Consider the following 17458-nt stretch of genomic DNA (forward strand, 5'->3'; position numbering starts at 1 on the left):
TTTGCAATTGGTTTTTTAGAAAATGAATTCTATTTTTATGAATTAAATTCAAAAAAAAAAAACACCTTGCAAATGAAATTTATAGGGAATTCACCATCAAAATGTATCTTCATTGGAAGTCTATTATTATTACTTTCTTGCAAAGGAAATTCAGAAAGTGAGGACATTTCAATAAATACCGGTAATAAAATAGAAAGCCATGCTGCAATACTCTACAAAGAACCTTTTCGACCACAATTTCATTTTTCACCCGAAAAAAAATGGATGAATGATCCTAACGGAATGGTATATTACAAAGGTATCTATCATTTATTTTACCAATATTATCCAAATGACATTGTTTGGGGACCTATGCACTGGGGTCATGCAACAAGTACCGATTTAATACATTGGACGCCGAAAAAAATAGCTTTATTTCCTGATAAACTGGGTCTAATCTTTTCCGGTAGTGCCGTTGTAGATGTAAATAACACATCCGGATTGGGGACTAAAGAGAATCCCGCGATGGTTGCTATTTTTACCTATCACAATATGGATGGCGAAAAAGCAGGAAAAACAAATTTTCAAACGCAAGGACTTGCTTATAGTTTAGACGAAGGCAATACTTGGTTAAAATATAAAGGAAACCCAATTATAGGAAATACCGATTTGAAAGACTTTAGGGATCCAAAAGTTTTTTGGAACTCTGACACCAATCTTTGGAATTTGGTTTTAGTGGCTGGAGACCGTGCGAAATTTTATACTTCAAAAAATCTAATTAATTGGGTGTACAAAAGTGAATTTGGAAAAGGAATTGGTGCACATGGTGGTGTTTGGGAATGTCCCGATATTTTTAAAATTAAAGTCGAAAATTCAAATGAAGAAAAATGGGTTTTACTTATAAGCATCAATCCTGGTGCGCCAAATGGAGGTTCAGGAACACAGTATTTCATTGGTGATTTTGATGGGAATAGTTTCAAAACTACACAAAAAGAAACCAAATGGATTGACTATGGAACGGATAATTATGCAGGAGTTACTTATAATGATGCCCCAAATAATAAACGCATCTTTATCGGTTGGATGAGTAATTGGCAATACGCCCGAAATACGCCAACAAAAAACTGGAGAAGCGCGATGACAATTCCCAGAGAACTTACTTTAGAAAAAGTAAACAATAATTACGTCCTACAAAATACTCCGGTAACTCAACTTAAAAAACAATTGAATGTTGAATTTTCCAAAGAGACATTGAATTTACATCCAAATAATCCTTCTACTATAAATTATGACAACTTAAACCAATCCCAAATAAGATTTACAGCACCATCTAAGAATCTAAAATTGATTTTTTCTAATACTGTAAATGATTCTTTGGTACTCGATTATAATGCTAAAGAAAAAACGTTCTCTATTGACAGACGTCATTCCGGAATTGTAGATTTTGAAGAAAATTTCGGAAAAGAAATCCACAAAAATTCAACGCCCAATATAATTTCAAAAACGATTGACTACCAAATAATTATTGACTGGTCCTCAATTGAAATTTTCATAAATGGCGGTATTTATAGCTTTACAGAGCAAATCTTTCCTAAAAAACCGTACACAAAATTAAGCTTTCGATCTGAAGAAAATCTTGAATTAAAAAATTTAAACCTAAGCAAAATAAGGACAATTTGGAAAAATTAAGCCTCATTTTAAAAAAATATAAAACCAAAATTAATAACCAAAAACTATACAAATGAATAATGTTCGGAACTGGTCCCTTACCGTCGCTGTTGCAGGCTTTCTATTTGGCTTTGATACCGTAGTTATATCGGGAGCTAATTTACCAATCAAAGAATTATGGCATACAACGCCATTGTTTCATGGTGTTTTTATAATGTCGATGGCATTGTGGGGTACAGTATTAGGCTCTTTATTGGGAGGTATTCCATGCGATAAATGGGGTAGAAAGAAAACACTATTTTGGATTGGAATCTTGTTTTTAGTATCCGCTTTAGGTTCAGCATTAGCGCCAAATCCCTATGTATTTTCTTTTTTCCGTTTTATTGGTGGTATTGGGGTTGGTGCATCATCTGTAGCGGCACCAATCTATATTTCAGAAATTTCTACTCCTGAGAACAGAGGAAAACTGGGCACGCTTTTTCAATTTAATATTGTTTTTGGTATCCTAATTGCCTTCTTCTCTAATTATTTATTCGAAGGATTTGCTGGCGACAACGACTGGCGATGGATGATAGGTATTGTAGCGGCACCCGCCTTGATTTATAGTATTATTGTTTTGCAAATCCCGGACAGTCCGCGCTGGTTAATCTTAAAAAAGAAAGATGACGCTGCTGGAATAAAAGTTCTTGAAATGATCTACAATAAAGAAGAAGCTCTAGAAAATTTTCATGAAATTAAAAAAGATTTAGTTGACTCAACTGTCAAAGAAACCATTTTTTCAAACAAATACAAATTGCCTGTAATTTTAGCTTTTCTATTGGCTTTTTTCAACCAATTGTCAGGAATCAATTTTATATTATATTATGCGCCCGAGATATTAGAAATGGCTGGTTTAGGATCCAAAGAATCGCTGATGAATTCTATATTAATTGGAGCTACAAACCTAATTTTCACCATTGCAGGCATGAGACTAATCGATGTTTTAGGAAGAAAGCAACTGATGCTCATTGGGTCAATTGGATATATTGTCAGTTTAGCCATGGTCGCTTTAGCATTTTACAACAATCTAGGGTCTGTCACTTTAATGGCCTCTATAATGCTATTTATTGCATCTCACGCGATAGGGCAAGGCGCTGTAATTTGGGTTTTTATTTCAGAAATATTTCCAAATAATGTCAGAGCCAAAGGGCAATCCTTTGGCACAGGAATTCATTGGATTTTTGCTGCCCTGATAACTTTAGCGGGACCTGTAGTGATTGATCTATTCAAAGAAAATCCTTGGCCAATATTTGCCTTCTTTGCCTTTATGATGGTTTTACAATTGGTATTTGTTTTATTTATGATGCCAGAAACCAAAGGATTAACACTTGAAGAAGTAGAACATAAAATGCTAAAAAATGAATAATCTAAAAAATGAAATAAGCGTTATCTGTTTTGGCGAAGTATTATTTGATGTTTTTCCGACACATAAAAAAATCGGTGGCGCACCATTGAATGTAGCATTACGTCTTACTTCCCTTGGCATAAACGCTCAAATAATAAGCAGAATTGGCAATGATGAAATTGGCACGGAATTACTAACTTTCATTCAAAAAAATGGAATTAATCCTGTTTTTGTACAAATTGATCCTCATTTAGAAACCGGGCAAGTAATCGTAAAATTAAATGATAAAGGATCTGCTTCCTATACCATCAAATATCCGGTCGCGTGGGATAAAATACGATGCAATCCCGAAATAGAAAATGCTGTAAAAAGAGCGGATGCATTTGTCTTCGGCAGTCTTGTTTGTAGAGATGTAACTTCTTGTAACACCTTGTTAGAGTTAATAAATTACGCGACCTACAAAATATTTGACGTCAATTTACGCGCTCCTTTTTACACAAAAAAAATATTAATTAGATTAATGTTACAGTCTGATTTCATAAAATTTAATGACGATGAGTTGTTTGAAATTTGCGCTCTCCTCCATTCACCGTATCATTCACTAGAACAAAACATTATTTTTATTGCTGAACAAACTAACACGAGTCAAATTTGCGTTACTAAAGGCGATCACGGTGCTGTTTTATACCACAACGGAAAGATGTATTATAATAGTGGCTTTAAAATTAAAGTAATAGATACTGTAGGGTCTGGCGACTCTTTTCTAGCTGCGTTGTTAAGCAAGCTATTAAAAGAAAACAATCCACAGGAGGCAATCAATTTTGCCTGCGCAATGGGTGCGTTAGTGGCTACTAATGAAGGTGCAAACCCAAAAATTCCAGAAAAAAAGATAAGACAATTTATAAATCCTTTAGACGAATAAATCGTATATACCATACTAATAAAATTATGAGAATAGAAATCAATAAAATCAGGACATTAGAGCTTCTGCTGTTTTTATATTGTTTGTCCCATACTACTTTACAAGCACAAAAGACGAAAATGCCAATAGAAAAGAAATGGTGGAAAGAAGCAGTAGTTTATCAAATTTACCCGAGAAGCTTTAAAGATAGCGATGGCGATGGTGTTGGAGATATAAAAGGAATTATTTCTAAACTTGACTATATTAAAAGTCTAGGCATCGATGCAGTTTGGCTTAATCCTATTTATTCATCTCCAAATGAGGATAATGGTTATGATATAAGCAATTATAGGGAAATCATGAAAGATTTCGGTACTATGCAAGACTTTGACCTTTTGTTAAAAGAAATGCATAAGCGAGACATCAAACTCATAATGGATTTAGTAGTAAATCACAGCAGTGACGAGCACGAATGGTTTAAACAATCTCGAAGTTCCAGAGACAATCCGTATAGAAATTATTACCACTGGTGGCCGGCCGAACAAGGAAAACCACCTTATAGATGGAGTTTTTTTGATGTCAATAGCGACGCCTGGAAATACGATGCGCAAACCAATTCCTATTACCTTCATTATTTCTCCCAAAAACAACCTGATTTAAACTGGGAAAACCCAAAAGTTAGAAATGAAGTTTATGACATTATGCGTTTCTGGTTAGACAAAGGCATCGATGGTTTTAGAATGGATGCCTTTCAGTTTGCTTCTAAAGATACCACTTGGCCGGAATTACCAAAAGGATATGAAAAAAATATCATAAAATACTATGGGGTTGGACCTCATTTACATGAGTATTTGCAAGAAATGAACAAGGAAGTTTTTAGCAAGTATGATATCATGACTGTTGCAGAAGGGGCAGGAAGTTCTCCTGAAGATGCGATGCAATTTGTAGATCCAGACCGAAAAGAATTAAACATGGCATACCATTTTGAAAGTGTAGATATTGGTAACCATTTAAAAGATTTTGGTCTTGTAAAATACAAAGATATTTTTTCTAGATATGACCAAGCATTTAAAGATAAAGGATGGCTTGCCATATTTCTGGCAAATCACGACCAACCCAGAATGGTCAGTAAGTTTGGGAATGACACTCCTAAATTCAGAGCAATATCTTCAAAAATGCTATCAACATTTGTACTCACAATGAGAGGAACACCCTATTATTATTGCGGAGATGAATTGGGTATGGACAACATTCGATTTAATTCAATTGAAGATTATAAAGATGTGGACACCCGTAATAAATATATTGGTTTGAAAAACAAGGGCGGAGATCTTCGAGCTTTTTTAGAACAGCAAAAACAAACTTCCAGAGAAAATGGAAGAACACCATTTCAATGGGACACCACTGAAAATGAGGGTTTTACTACTGGAACACCATGGTTGAAGATAAATCCAAACTACAAAACTGTAAATGCTGAGGCACAAGAAAAAGACCAAAATTCTACATTAAACTATTTTAGAAAATTGGTGAAATTACGCAAGCAAGAACCTGCATTTGTTTATGGAAATTACACGTTATTAGACAAAGAAAACCCAAACGTTTATGCCTATAAAAGAGAACTAAATGGCAAAAAATTTATTGTTTTATTGAATTTTTCTGATACAGATGCAAATTATAATATTGGATTTTTAACCCTTAAGTCAAAAATTATTTTAGGTAATTATAAAAGCCGGAAAGGTATAAAACCGAATATATTGCAACCTTATGAGGCGCAAATAATAGAACTTAAATAGCGTCTATTATTTAAATTTAATCTAAACAAAGAACCTAACCCGTACATAAAAAATACTTAAAGCTAAACTGTTTTTTTGAAAATTGATTTACAATGATAAAAATTGTAAGTTTGTTTTCACGAAACAGTTACTTTTTATTTTAAAATTTGGGCAATCATGAAAGAAACCACTCTTAAGCAAATTGCCACAGAACTTGGAATTTCTATTACAACAGTTTCAAAGGCGTTAAAAAATTATCCTGATGTAAGTGAATCCACCAAAAAAGCCGTCAAAGATTTAGCGATAGCTTTGCACTATACTCCTAACAGCTTTGCCGTTAATCTAAGAACCAAAGAGTCTAAAACCATAGGTTTAATACTTCCTACCGTTTTGCACGATTTTTTTTCAAAAGTGATTGATGGAATTCTTGAAGAAGCAGAAAAAAGGAACTATCTGGTTATTATTTTACAATCTAATGAAAAATATGAACTTGAAAAAAAACAAATTGATTTACTATTAAGCAAAAGAGTCGATGGAATATTACTTTCCTTATCTAATGAAACGGGAGAATTCCATCACCTGAAAACTATTTTTGAACACAATACTCCCTTAGTACTTTTTGATAAAATTGCAAAAATAGTCAACTGTTCAAAAGTTAGCATAAATGATAAAAAAGCGGCTTATGATGCTGTCACTTATCTTATAAAAAAAGGATATAAAAAAATTGCACATTTCAGAGGTTCGTATATGCCTCAAAATTCTATCGATCGTTTTTTAGGTTACAAAAAAGCACTCGAAGACCACGATATCAACTATGATTCATCATTAGTTTTTGTATGCGATAACAACACGGATTTCGAAGATGGATATGAAAATGCTAGAAAAGCAATTGCCGAGCAACCAGAGATCGATGCTATTTTTGCAGTGACAGATTTGGTTGCAATTGGCGCAATCAAATATTTTAACGAAAGGGGTATCAAAATCCCACAACAGATTGCCATTTTCGGATTCAGCAACTGGTTTATGTCTTCCCTTATTACCCCAAAACTCAGTACAATTGACCAACCTGGGTTTGAAATTGGAAGAACAGCAGCAGCAATTTTATTTGATGAAATCTATTCAAAAAAAAATAACCTACCTATAGTTTTTCAATCAATTGAACTAGAAACAAGTATAATTGAAAGGCAGTCAACATAAAAATAACAACCTAATCTGCTATTTATTTAATTTAACTAATCAATATTAATTTGTTTATTTTGCTAAAATCATAAGAAATTAGATTAAAATTAATATCTTGGTAAGGAATATTTTATGTTGTTATAGTACCCATCGACATAAAGCAAGATATAAATATATATATAGGATTCAGGTAGAATGATTTTGCTGAAAAATATTTTTCTAAACTAAAATAAGTACAAAATAGATTCATGAAAGATATTACCCTTAAAGAAATTGCAACTAAATTGGGAATTTCGATTACCACAGTTTCAAAAGCTTTGAAAAACTATCCAGATGTCAGTGCCAAAACAAAAAAAGCAGTAATTGATCTTGCACAAACGCTACATTACACACCAAATAGTTTTGCCGTAAATTTAAGAACTAAAGAATCAAAAACAATTGGTTTAATTATTCCTGAGGTAGTACACCATTTTTTTTCGAATGTAGTTAACGCAATTATTGATGAAGCTGAAAAAAATGGTTATCTAGTCATCATTCTGCAATCCAATGAGTCTTTAGAACTAGAGAAAAAACAAGTTGAATTACTTATTAATAAGCGCGTTGATGGCATCATTATGTCCCTTTCAAACGAGTCAAATAATGATGACCATATTAAGGAAATAATCAGCAGGAACATTCCTTTTGTTATGTTTGACAAAATCAATAAACTTACTACCTGCTCAAAAGTAATAATTGATGACCAAAAGGCGGCTTTTAATGCAGTCCAACACTTAATAGATACTGGCTGTAAAAGAATCGTTCATATCAGAGGTCCATTAAACCCTCAAAATTCAATTGACCGATATATTGGCTATAAAAAAGCATTAGAAAAAAATCATATTCCTTTTGATGCTAAATTGGTTTACACTTGTGAAAAAGTAACTTTTGAAGAAGGATTCGATTTTGCCAGACAGATAATAAAGGAGCATCCTGATGTGGACGGAATCTTTGCAATTACAGATTTAGTAGCCGTTGGTGTTTTAACTTATTTTAACGATAACGACATTAAAATTCCTGAACAAGTAGCCATAATCGGTTTCAGTAACTGGTTTATGTCTCAAGTTCTTACGCCAAAATTAAGCAGTGTAGAACAACCCAGCCACGAAATGGGAGTTCAATCATTCACTTTGCTATTGGAAGAAATGATTTGTCATAAAGAAGGTTTACACTATACGCCAAGAACTGTTGAGCTACAAACTTGTAATATAATCAGAGAATCTACGGTTAGACCATAGTCTTTATAAACAAATACAGATTCACACAAACCGTATCTACTCTATTATTGCAAAAAATCAATATTCCTTTTAATTCCTTTAAATTTTGCTCTTTTTAAAGGTGAATCTTTAAAAACCACCCTAAAAGTTTCTTCTGTGATTTCTTTCCAATCTTTTTTGGTCATAGAAAGAAGTTCAGGATTTGGGTTAAATAAAGGTTCGTTATTCGCTTTCGAAAATTTATTCCACGGACAAACGTCCTGACAAACATCACATCCAAAAGCCCAATCGTCAAACTTTCCTTTCATCTCCTGAGGAATATTTTCTTTAAGTTCAATTGTAAAATAAGAGATGCACTTACTTCCATCAACGATATATGGAGCAACTATTGCTTCAGTGGGACAGGCGTCTATGCATGCGGTACAAGTTCCGCAATGATCAGTAGTAGCATTATCATATTCCAAATTTAAGTCAACAATTAGTTCCGCAATGAAGTAAAAAGAGCCTACTTTTTGCGTTAACAAATTACTGTTTTTACCTATCCATCCTAAACCACTTTTCGCAGCCCATGCTTTGTCTAGCACTGGTGCAGAATCTACAAATGCACGCCCGGAAACATCGCCGATAGATGACTGGATTGCAAAAAGTAATTCTTTCAACTTTTCCTTGATGACAAAATGATAATCGTACCCGTAAGCATACTTTGAGATTTTGTAGGTTTCTGACGTAACGATTTGTGATTGCAACTGATCAGGATAATAATTCAGTAACAGAGAAATCACACTTTTTGCATCATCAACAAGTAAAGTCGGGTCTAACCTTTTATCGAAATGATTTTCCATATATGACATCTCACCATTTCGATTGTTCTTTAACCAATTTTCTAACCGTGGAGCTTCCTCCTCTAAATACCCGGCTTTGGATATGCCGCAAGCTAAAAATCCAAGGCGTTTTGCTTCGGATTTAATAAACTCTGTATATTTAGATTTTTGAATTATGACTAAAAAATTAAAATTTACAACTAAATACTAGCCTGAAACAATCGATATCCTATCATATTTTTTGACAAAATATATTTAGCGAGTACCAGGACGCGAGCGTAGCGAACTGACAAAGTAAATAGTTCCAAATACTAAAATAAACCACCTTGAATATTAGTGTTTATTTTCCCTAAATGCTTGTAAGCTTTATCTGTGACTTCACGTCCCCTTGGTGTTCTCATAATGAAACCTTCTTGGATTAAGAAAGGTTCATATACTTCCTCGATGGTTTCACTACTTTCAGATACCGCTGTGGCCAAAGTTGATAAACCAACAGGACCACCTTTAAATTTATCAATGATTGTTGACAGTATTTTATTGTCCATTTCATCTAAACCATGAGCGTCAACATTAAGCGCTTTTAAGGCATAACGAGCAATTTCAATATCAATGGTACCATTCCCTTTGATTTGAGCAAAATCCCGTACTCTACGCAGCAAAGCATTGGCGATACGGGGAGTTCCCCTACTCCTACCCGCAATTTCGATAGCAGCCTCCATCGATATTGGCATTTTAAATATACTAGCGCTTCTTTCCACAATGGTAGTCAATAATTCGGTTGTATAATATTGAAGACGAGAAGCGATTCCAAAACGAGCTCTCATTGGAGCTGTTAACAAACCGGATCGCGTTGTTGCACCAATTAAAGTAAAGGGATTTAAATTAATTTGAACTGTTCTTGCATTAGGCCCAGATTCAATCATTATGTCAATTTTGAAATCTTCCATTGCCGAATATAAATATTCTTCAACAATAGGGCTTAAACGATGGATTTCATCAATAAACAATACATCTCTCTCTTCAAGATTGGTGAGTAAACCAGCTAAGTCACCAGGTTTATCTAAAACAGGTCCTGAAGTAATTTTAATTCCAACATTTAATTCATTGGCAAGAATATTAGCCAACGTAGTTTTTCCCAAACCAGGAGGGCCATGAAAAAGCGTATGATCCAACGCTTCATTCCTTTGATTTGCAGCCTGCACAAAAACTTTCAAGTTTTCTAATATCTGGTCTTGACCGGCAAAATCATCAAAAGAAAGAGGTCTTAATCTTTTTTCAAGATCAAGCTCTTCAGAATTGTAACCATTCGTAGTTGGGTCTAAATTTTCATTCATCTAACAAAGATAGCAAAGCAATATTGAATTCTAAATTATAAATTCTAAATGCTATAAAATTTCAAAAAAGTGATTTGAAAACAATATAAACCACAAATAAAAAATAGAAAAAGAGCACAAAAAAAAGCCTCTACTTTCGCAGAGACTTGATCATAAAATTTTTAGTGATGTAAAACTTCTTCACCTTCTTTCATTGGTACATTTTGAGGAACAAAATCCACATCATGTGCAGGATTACTGTAGTCATAAGGCCAACGGTGCACTTCAGGAATTGCTCCAGGCCAGTTACCGTGAATGTGTTCTACTGGTGCAGTCCATTCAAGAGTATTAGATTTCCAAGGATTCTGTACCGACTTTTTACCGTAGAAAATGCTGCTGAAAAAGTTGTACAAGAACACCAATTGAAAAATACCACCAATTAAAGCGAATGTAGTTATAAGTACATTTACATTTTGTAAATCGTCAAATAATGGAAAGTTAGTATTTGTGTAATAACGTCTTGGTAATCCGGCTAAACCGATGAAGTGCATTGGGAAAAATACGCCATAAGCACAAATTGCTGAAACCCAAAAGTGAACATATCCTAAGTTTTTATTAAGCATCCTTCCGTATAATCTAGGGAACCAGTGGTAAACCCCAGCAAACATACCGTAAAGAGCAGAAATACCCATCACTAAGTGAAAGTGAGCTACAACAAAATAAGTATCATGCACGTTGATGTCTAAGGTACTGTCTCCAAGAATAATTCCTGTCAATCCACCGGTAATAAAAGTAGAAACCATACCAATTGAAAATAACATTGCAGGATTCAACTGCAAGTTACCTTTCCATAGCGTTGTAATCCAGTTAAACGCTTTTACGGCAGAAGGAATTGCAATCAATAAAGTAGTAAAAGTAAATACAGAACCTAAAAATGGATTCATTCCTGAAATAAACATATGGTGTCCCCAAACAATTGTCGATAGAAATGCAATAGCCAAAACTGACATAATCATCGCTCTGTAACCAAAAATTGGTTTACGTGAATTTGTCGCCATAACTTCAGAGACAATACCCATCGCAGGTAAAATTACGATATAAACTTCAGGGTGACCTAAGAACCAGAATAAGTGTTCAAACAAAACCGGTGAACCACCTTGATAATGCAATACTTCCCCAGCAATATAAATATCAGACAAGAAGAAAGAAGTACCAAAACTTCTATCAAAAATCAATAATAAAGCAGCTGAAAGTAATACTGGAAACGAAATAACTCCAATAATAGCCGTTACAAAGAACGTCCAAATGGTTAATGGCAATCTAGTCATTGTCATCCCTTTTGTTCTGAGATTAATAACCGTAACGATATAATTTAATGACCCCATTAAAGAAGACGCAATAAATATCGCCATAGAAACCAACCAAAGTGTCATTCCCATACCAGAACCTGGAATAGCTTGCGGTAATGCACTTAAAGGCGGATAAATTGTCCATCCAGCTGATGCAGGACCAGCTTCAACGAATAAAGAACAAATCATAATTACAGCCGACACAAAGAACAACCAATAAGATATCATATTCATGAATCCAGAAGCCATATCTCTTGCACCAATTTGAAGCGGAATTAATAAATTACTAAAGGTTCCACTTAAACCTGCGGTCAACACAAAGAAGACCATAATAGTTCCGTGAATGGTTACCAACGCTAAATAAATATCATTTGCCATTACTCCATCTGGAGCAAATTTATCACCTAATAATACATTAAATATTTTAAAAGACTCTTCAGGCCAAGCTAGTTGCATTCTGAAAAGCATTGACATACTCACACCAATAACACCCATTATAATACCGGTAATAAGATATTGTTTGGAAATCATTTTATGATCTATACTAAAAATATATTTAGTAATAAAAGTCTCTTTATGATGGTGTTCGTGTTCTAGATCGTGATCGTGAGCTTCTGCTGACATATACGTTTACTTTAAATTTTCTTAATAATTATTTCATTGCTATTTTAACGACAGCTGCTGCAGTATCCTTACCTTTAGTGGAATCGACGCCTTTAGCGCCATCAACTGGGGCAGCAGGAGTTTTGGCTGTTTTTACTTCTTGCACTATTGTAGGCTTATCTTGTAACCACTTTTTATAATCTTCAGGAGTGTCAACAATTACTTTCATTTGCATGTTGTAATGAGAAGCACCGCATATTTTATTACAAAGCAATAAATAATCAAAACTATAAGGATCTAACGCTGTTTGTCCTTTTGCAACAAGTTCAATACTTTTCTTAGTTCTAATAGCATTTATATTTGCTACTTTCTCTACCATATAAGGCAATTCTCTATACTCATCAGTAGTATAAATAGGTGTAAAAGCAAATTCCGTTACCATACCAGGAACACAGTTCATCTGCGCTCTAAAATAAGGCATATAAGCAGAGTGTAACACATCTTGAGAACGCATTTTGAAATGAATTTTTTTACCTTTAGGTATATGCAATTCACTAATAACAATATCATCTTGTGCGTATGGATCCGATAAGTCAACACCAAGTGTATTTACACCTTCAATTAACCTAACATTAGCTTTACCTAAAACCTTATCAGGACCAGCATATCTGGCAGTCCATTTAAATTGCTGTGCATACAATTCGATAACAACCGTATCTTCTTCATCATCAATGAACATAATATTAGTCCAAGCATAAAGACCATAAAGAATTAAACCTGCAAGTACAACCGCTGGAATAACACTCCAAAGCGCCTCTAATCTATTATTGTCCGCAAAATACAATGCTTTTTGCTCTTTTTTACCTTTGTATTTAAAAGCAAAATAATGCAATAACGCTTGAGTTATAGCCTGAACAACGAATAAAAGTACCCACGATATATTCATTAAACTATCTACTAAAGAACCATGTTCCGAAGCAGGTGTATGAAGAACTAATGGACCCCACTTAAACAAACCATATATCGTGAATATATATAAGAATGCAAGGAAACCAAACATTAAATAACCCTGAACATTATTATCATTATCAGAAGCTACCTGAGAACTGTCCGAATTTGCCCCTACTTGAGTAAGATCAAATATTTTCGTCAATTGCCATAAAGCAACGGCTAATAAAACTAAAACTATAATTACCAACAAACTTGTCATCTGTTTACTTATTTTAAATATTAATAATGAAAATGTTTACTCTCTTCTATAAATGGGTTTCTTTTTGGTAACAAAGGTGCTTTAGTTAATGCCGAGAAAACAACATAAATAAACAATCCAAGGAAGAAAAGAACGGATGCAATTTCTGAGATACCAATGAACCATCTGTCTCCAACTGTTCCTGGCATAACCATATTAAAGAAATCTATATAATGTCCCAACAAAATTACTGTACCAGCCATTACTAAAATCCATGTTATTCTTTTGAAATCAGTATTAATTAATATCAAAATTGGAAATAGGAAATTCATAACTACTGCACCAAAAAATGGCAGATTATATAATTGAATTCTAGTTACAAAATAAGTAATCTCCTCAGGAATATTAGCATACCATATCAACATGAATTGCGAAAACCATAAGTAAGTCCAGAATACGCTGATTCCAAACATAAATTTAGCTAAATCATGAATATGACTTGTATTAACATATTCCAAATACCCTCTAGACTTCAAGTATAAAGATACCATTGTAATCATCGTAATTCCACTTACAAAGAAACTGGCGAAAACATACCATCCAAATAAAGTACTAGACCAGTGTGGGTCTATTGACATAATCCAGTCCCACGACATAATAGATTCAGTAACAATAAAGAAAACTAAAAATCCAGCAGACATTTTAAAATTCTTTTTATAGTTAAGGTCATCAGACGCTTGATCTTGCGCCAAACAATTTTTCGCTGAATAGTAACGGTATAAGTTCCACCCAATTAAGAAAATTGCTGCTCTAATTATCCAAAAAGGAAAATTTAAATAACCTGATTTGTTAGCGATGATTTTATCATGCGCAACAACTTCCGGATCTAACCATATAAATAAACTATTAGAGTGGAAAATATTTAATCCACAAACAACAAGTATTATGAAAAAGATAACAGATCCTACCGGTAAATATGCTGTTATTCCTTGCATAACCCTAAACAGAACAGGAGACCAACCAGCTTGCGCCACTTGTTGAATGGCATAAAAAGCCAAAACTCCCATTGAAAGCAACATAAAGAAAATACAAGCTACATATAAAGAAGCCCACGGTTTATTTTGCAATTGGTGCAAAACATGTTCAGCGTGCTCTTTATGTTCAGCAGCTTCTGAAACTTCATTACTTTCCTTACTAGTAACTTTTTCAACGTGAACTGGTTCAGCAACTGTACTTTCAGTAACTTTTGTGGTATCATCCGCAGCAACAGCTTCAGGAGATGCTTCCTTCTTTTTCTCTACGGTAGCTTCACTATGGCTAGCTGCAACTTCATGTGAGGTTTCAGCAGAAGTGTTTGCTTCATGCTTAGCTTCACCGTGAGCACCATGACTTTCAGCAGCAAGAATTTTTTCAACTTCTTGAATATCTTTTGGTGCAGTTAAAAAACCATATCCAATTCCTAATAGACCAACAGCCATTAAGACAAAAGAAAATGTTTTTAATTTACTTGAAAATGTATACATATCTATTACGATCAGTTTGTTCAACAATTATAATTTAGCTTTCAGATTAATAACATAAGATGCTACTAACCAACGTTCATGAGAATTCAATTGGTTCGCATAAGACCCCATTGAATTTAAACCGTAAGTTTGAACATGAAAAACACTTCCTTCCGTTATCACTCTATCTTTATAGCTAGGAACTCCAAGATATTTACCTTGTGTTACCAATTTTCCTTTACCATTACCTTCGGTACCATGACAAATAGCACAATAAATATCAAATAACTCCTTTGACTTTTCAACATCTTTTTCAGATATAGTATCGAGAGGAGACTTTAAATTTAATTTAGCTAAATCATACCCTGCAGTAGAATTTTCATATTCATAAGGCTCAAAACCTCTATTTATCGTTCCTGCCGGAGGAAGTTGTCCTTCCTTGCCGTTCTTAAATGCACTGGATTCCTCATAAGTTTCATAACTTACCGGCTCATACATATTAGGCATGTATTGGTAATTAGGTTTCGAATTATTGTGGCAAGACGAAACTAAAATAGTAATACAAATTAAAAATGTTATTTTATATAGACTTTTCATATCGACAATTAATTCTTTACAATTACTTTAACTTCTACCGCCCCTGTACTTTCAAAAAAGGAAATCAATTCATCCTCATTATCATTTACAGCAACTTCCATCAAAAAATGGTCATCCGTAGTTCTAACATCTGGATTCTCCGAAACTTTAAAAGGCCATAATTTACTTCTCATATAAAAAGTAATAACCATTAAGTGAGCCGCAAAAAATACCGTTTCTTCAAACATAATTGGCACGAACGCCGGCATGTTATCAATATAACTAAAACTTGGTTTACCACCAATATCTTGAGGCCAATCCTGAATCATTATGTAGTTCATCATCCAAGTTCCAAATGATAACCCAATCAAGCCATAGATAAAAGCGCAAATTGCTAATCTAGTAGGAGCAAGTCCCATGGCTTTATCCAAACCGTGAACGGGAAATGGAGAAAAAACTTCTTCAATATGATGATGAGCTGCTCTGGTTTTTTTAACCGCATCCATCAAAATATCATCGTCATTATAAATGGCGTATATTACTTTATTACTCATGATGTAAATCTTTATTAGCTTCTCTTTCTCTTTTGTAATTATCTCCAGTTCCTTTTAATATTGTTTTTACTTCCGCTTGAGCTATTACAGGGAATGTTCTAGAGTACAACAAAAACAAAACAAAGAAGAAACCTATTGTACCAATGAATATTCCAATATCTACAAACGTAGGTGAGAACATTGTCCAAGAAGATGGTAAATAATCTCTATGTAACGAAGTTACGATAATTACAAATCTTTCGAACCACATTCCAATATTTACTACAATTGAAATAATAAAAGAAAACATAATACTTGTTCTTAATTTTTTGAACCACATAAATTGTGGAGAGAAAACATTACAAGTCATCATTGACCAATATGCCCACCAATAAGGTCCGGTCGCTCTGTTTAAGAACGCATATTGCTCATATTCTACTCCTGAATACCAAGCGATGAAAAGCTCAGTAATATAGGCAACCCCAACAATAGAACCAGTAATCATGATTACAATGTTCATTAACTCTATATGTTGAATCGTAATGTACGCTTCTAGATTAGAAACTTTTCTCATAATGATAAGCAAGGTGTTTACCATCGCAAATCCAGAGAATACAGCTCCAGCAACAAAGTAAGGAGGGAAAATAGTAGTATGCCATCCTGGTATTACTGAAGTAGCAAAGTCCATCGATACAATAGTATGCACAGAAAGTACAAGTGGAGTTGCTAAACCTGCAAGAACCAAAGAAACTTCTTCAAAACGTTGCCAGTCTTTTGCTCTACCGCTCCAACCAAAACTCAATATAGAATAAACTCTTTTGTTAAAAGGCGTAATCGCTCTATCTCTCAACATCGCAAAATCAGGCAACAAACCAGTCCACCAGAAAACTAATGAAACAGAAAGATAAGTAGAGATTGCAAAAACGTCCCAAAGTAAAGGGGAGTTAAAATTCACCCATAAAGATCCAAATTGATTCGGAATTGGTAAAACCCAATACGCTAACCATGGACGTCCCATGTGGATAATTGGAAATAAACCTGCTTGTATTACAGAAAATATGGTCATTGCCTCCGCAGAACGGTTAATTGCCATTCTCCATCTTTGACGGAAAAGCAATAATACGGCTGAAATTAATGTTCCTGCGTGACCGATACCTACCCACCAAACGAAGTTAGTGATATCCCAAGCCCAACCTACAGTTTTATTTAATCCCCATGTTCCAATACCCGTAGATACAGTGTAAATGATACAACCTAATCCCCAAAGGAAGGCTATTAATGCAATTGAAAATACAATCCACCAATGTTTATTTGCTTTACCTTCAACAGGCGCAGCTACATCTACAGTTACATCGTGATAAGACTTATCACCTATAACTAAGGGTTTTCTAATGGTTGCTTCGTAGTGAGACGACATAATCCTTTATATTGATTCT

Annotated in this window: 14 protein-coding genes; 6 read left to right on the plus strand and 8 right to left on the minus strand. The window is 34.0% G+C overall.

Annotated features, from left to right (window positions below; all coding sequences use genetic code 11):
* Positions 1-72 precede the first annotated feature (72 nt).
* From BUC23_RS01750 to BUC23_RS01775, 6 genes are all read left to right on the plus strand, one after another.
* A complete protein-coding gene (locus BUC23_RS01750) occupies positions 73-1668 on the plus strand; it encodes a glycoside hydrolase family 32 protein (protein ID WP_073204414.1) in 1596 nt (531 codons plus the stop codon).
* A 52-nt stretch (positions 1669-1720) separates the two neighbouring features.
* On the plus strand, positions 1721-3052 hold the full coding sequence (locus BUC23_RS01755) for a sugar porter family MFS transporter (RefSeq protein ID WP_073204418.1): 1332 nt from the start codon (positions 1721-1723) through the stop codon (positions 3050-3052).
* The gene (locus BUC23_RS01760) at positions 3045-3953 is read left to right on the plus strand and encodes a carbohydrate kinase family protein (protein ID WP_073204421.1); all 909 of its coding nucleotides are present in this window, start codon (positions 3045-3047) and stop codon (positions 3951-3953) included. Before BUC23_RS01755 ends, BUC23_RS01760 begins: the two co-directional genes overlap by 8 nt.
* 26 nt (positions 3954-3979) lie before the next feature.
* Positions 3980-5725: a glycoside hydrolase family 13 protein gene (locus BUC23_RS01765; protein ID WP_084538284.1), complete on the plus strand. Its 1746-nt coding sequence runs from the start codon at positions 3980-3982 to the stop codon at positions 5723-5725.
* Between the two features lie 156 nt (positions 5726-5881).
* Positions 5882-6901: a LacI family DNA-binding transcriptional regulator gene (locus tag BUC23_RS01770; RefSeq protein WP_073204428.1), complete on the plus strand. Its 1020-nt coding sequence runs from the start codon at positions 5882-5884 to the stop codon at positions 6899-6901.
* A 230-nt stretch (positions 6902-7131) separates the two neighbouring features.
* Complete coding sequence (locus BUC23_RS01775) at positions 7132-8157, plus strand: LacI family DNA-binding transcriptional regulator (RefSeq protein WP_073204431.1); 1026 nt, start codon at positions 7132-7134, stop codon at positions 8155-8157.
* Positions 8158-8201: 44 nt separating this feature from the next.
* On the opposite strand, the gene queG is transcribed toward BUC23_RS01775, so the two are convergent.
* From queG to nrfD, 8 genes are all read right to left on the minus strand, one after another.
* Complete coding sequence (gene queG, locus BUC23_RS01780) at positions 8202-9134, minus strand: tRNA epoxyqueuosine(34) reductase QueG (RefSeq protein ID WP_073204434.1); 933 nt, start codon at positions 9132-9134, stop codon at positions 8202-8204.
* Positions 9135-9268: 134 nt separating this feature from the next.
* Complete coding sequence (gene ruvB, locus BUC23_RS01785) at positions 9269-10291, minus strand: Holliday junction branch migration DNA helicase RuvB (protein ID WP_073204438.1); 1023 nt, start codon at positions 10289-10291, stop codon at positions 9269-9271.
* Between the two features lie 161 nt (positions 10292-10452).
* A complete protein-coding gene (locus tag BUC23_RS01790) occupies positions 10453-12243 on the minus strand; it encodes a cytochrome c oxidase subunit I (RefSeq protein ID WP_073204442.1) in 1791 nt (596 codons plus the stop codon).
* 28 nt (positions 12244-12271) lie between these two features.
* Positions 12272-13432: a cytochrome c oxidase subunit II gene (locus BUC23_RS01795; protein WP_073204445.1), complete on the minus strand. Its 1161-nt coding sequence runs from the start codon at positions 13430-13432 to the stop codon at positions 12272-12274.
* Positions 13433-13452: 20 nt separating this feature from the next.
* Positions 13453-14934: a quinol:cytochrome C oxidoreductase gene (locus BUC23_RS01800; protein ID WP_073204449.1), complete on the minus strand. Its 1482-nt coding sequence runs from the start codon at positions 14932-14934 to the stop codon at positions 13453-13455.
* A 27-nt stretch (positions 14935-14961) separates the two neighbouring features.
* Positions 14962-15510, minus strand: coding sequence for a c-type cytochrome (locus BUC23_RS01805; RefSeq protein WP_073204452.1), 549 nt, complete (start codon positions 15508-15510; stop codon positions 14962-14964).
* 8 nt (positions 15511-15518) lie between these two features.
* Complete coding sequence (locus BUC23_RS01810; protein WP_073204456.1) at positions 15519-16043, minus strand: DUF3341 domain-containing protein; 525 nt, start codon at positions 16041-16043, stop codon at positions 15519-15521.
* Positions 16036-17439: an NrfD/PsrC family molybdoenzyme membrane anchor subunit gene (gene nrfD, locus BUC23_RS01815; RefSeq protein ID WP_073204459.1), complete on the minus strand. Its 1404-nt coding sequence runs from the start codon at positions 17437-17439 to the stop codon at positions 16036-16038. The genes BUC23_RS01810 and nrfD overlap by 8 nt, the downstream gene beginning before the upstream one ends.
* Positions 17440-17458: the final 19 nt, after the last annotated feature.

This window comes from Flavobacterium xinjiangense, from assembly GCF_900142885.1.
In the GTDB taxonomy this organism is placed as follows: domain Bacteria; phylum Bacteroidota; class Bacteroidia; order Flavobacteriales; family Flavobacteriaceae; genus Flavobacterium; species Flavobacterium xinjiangense.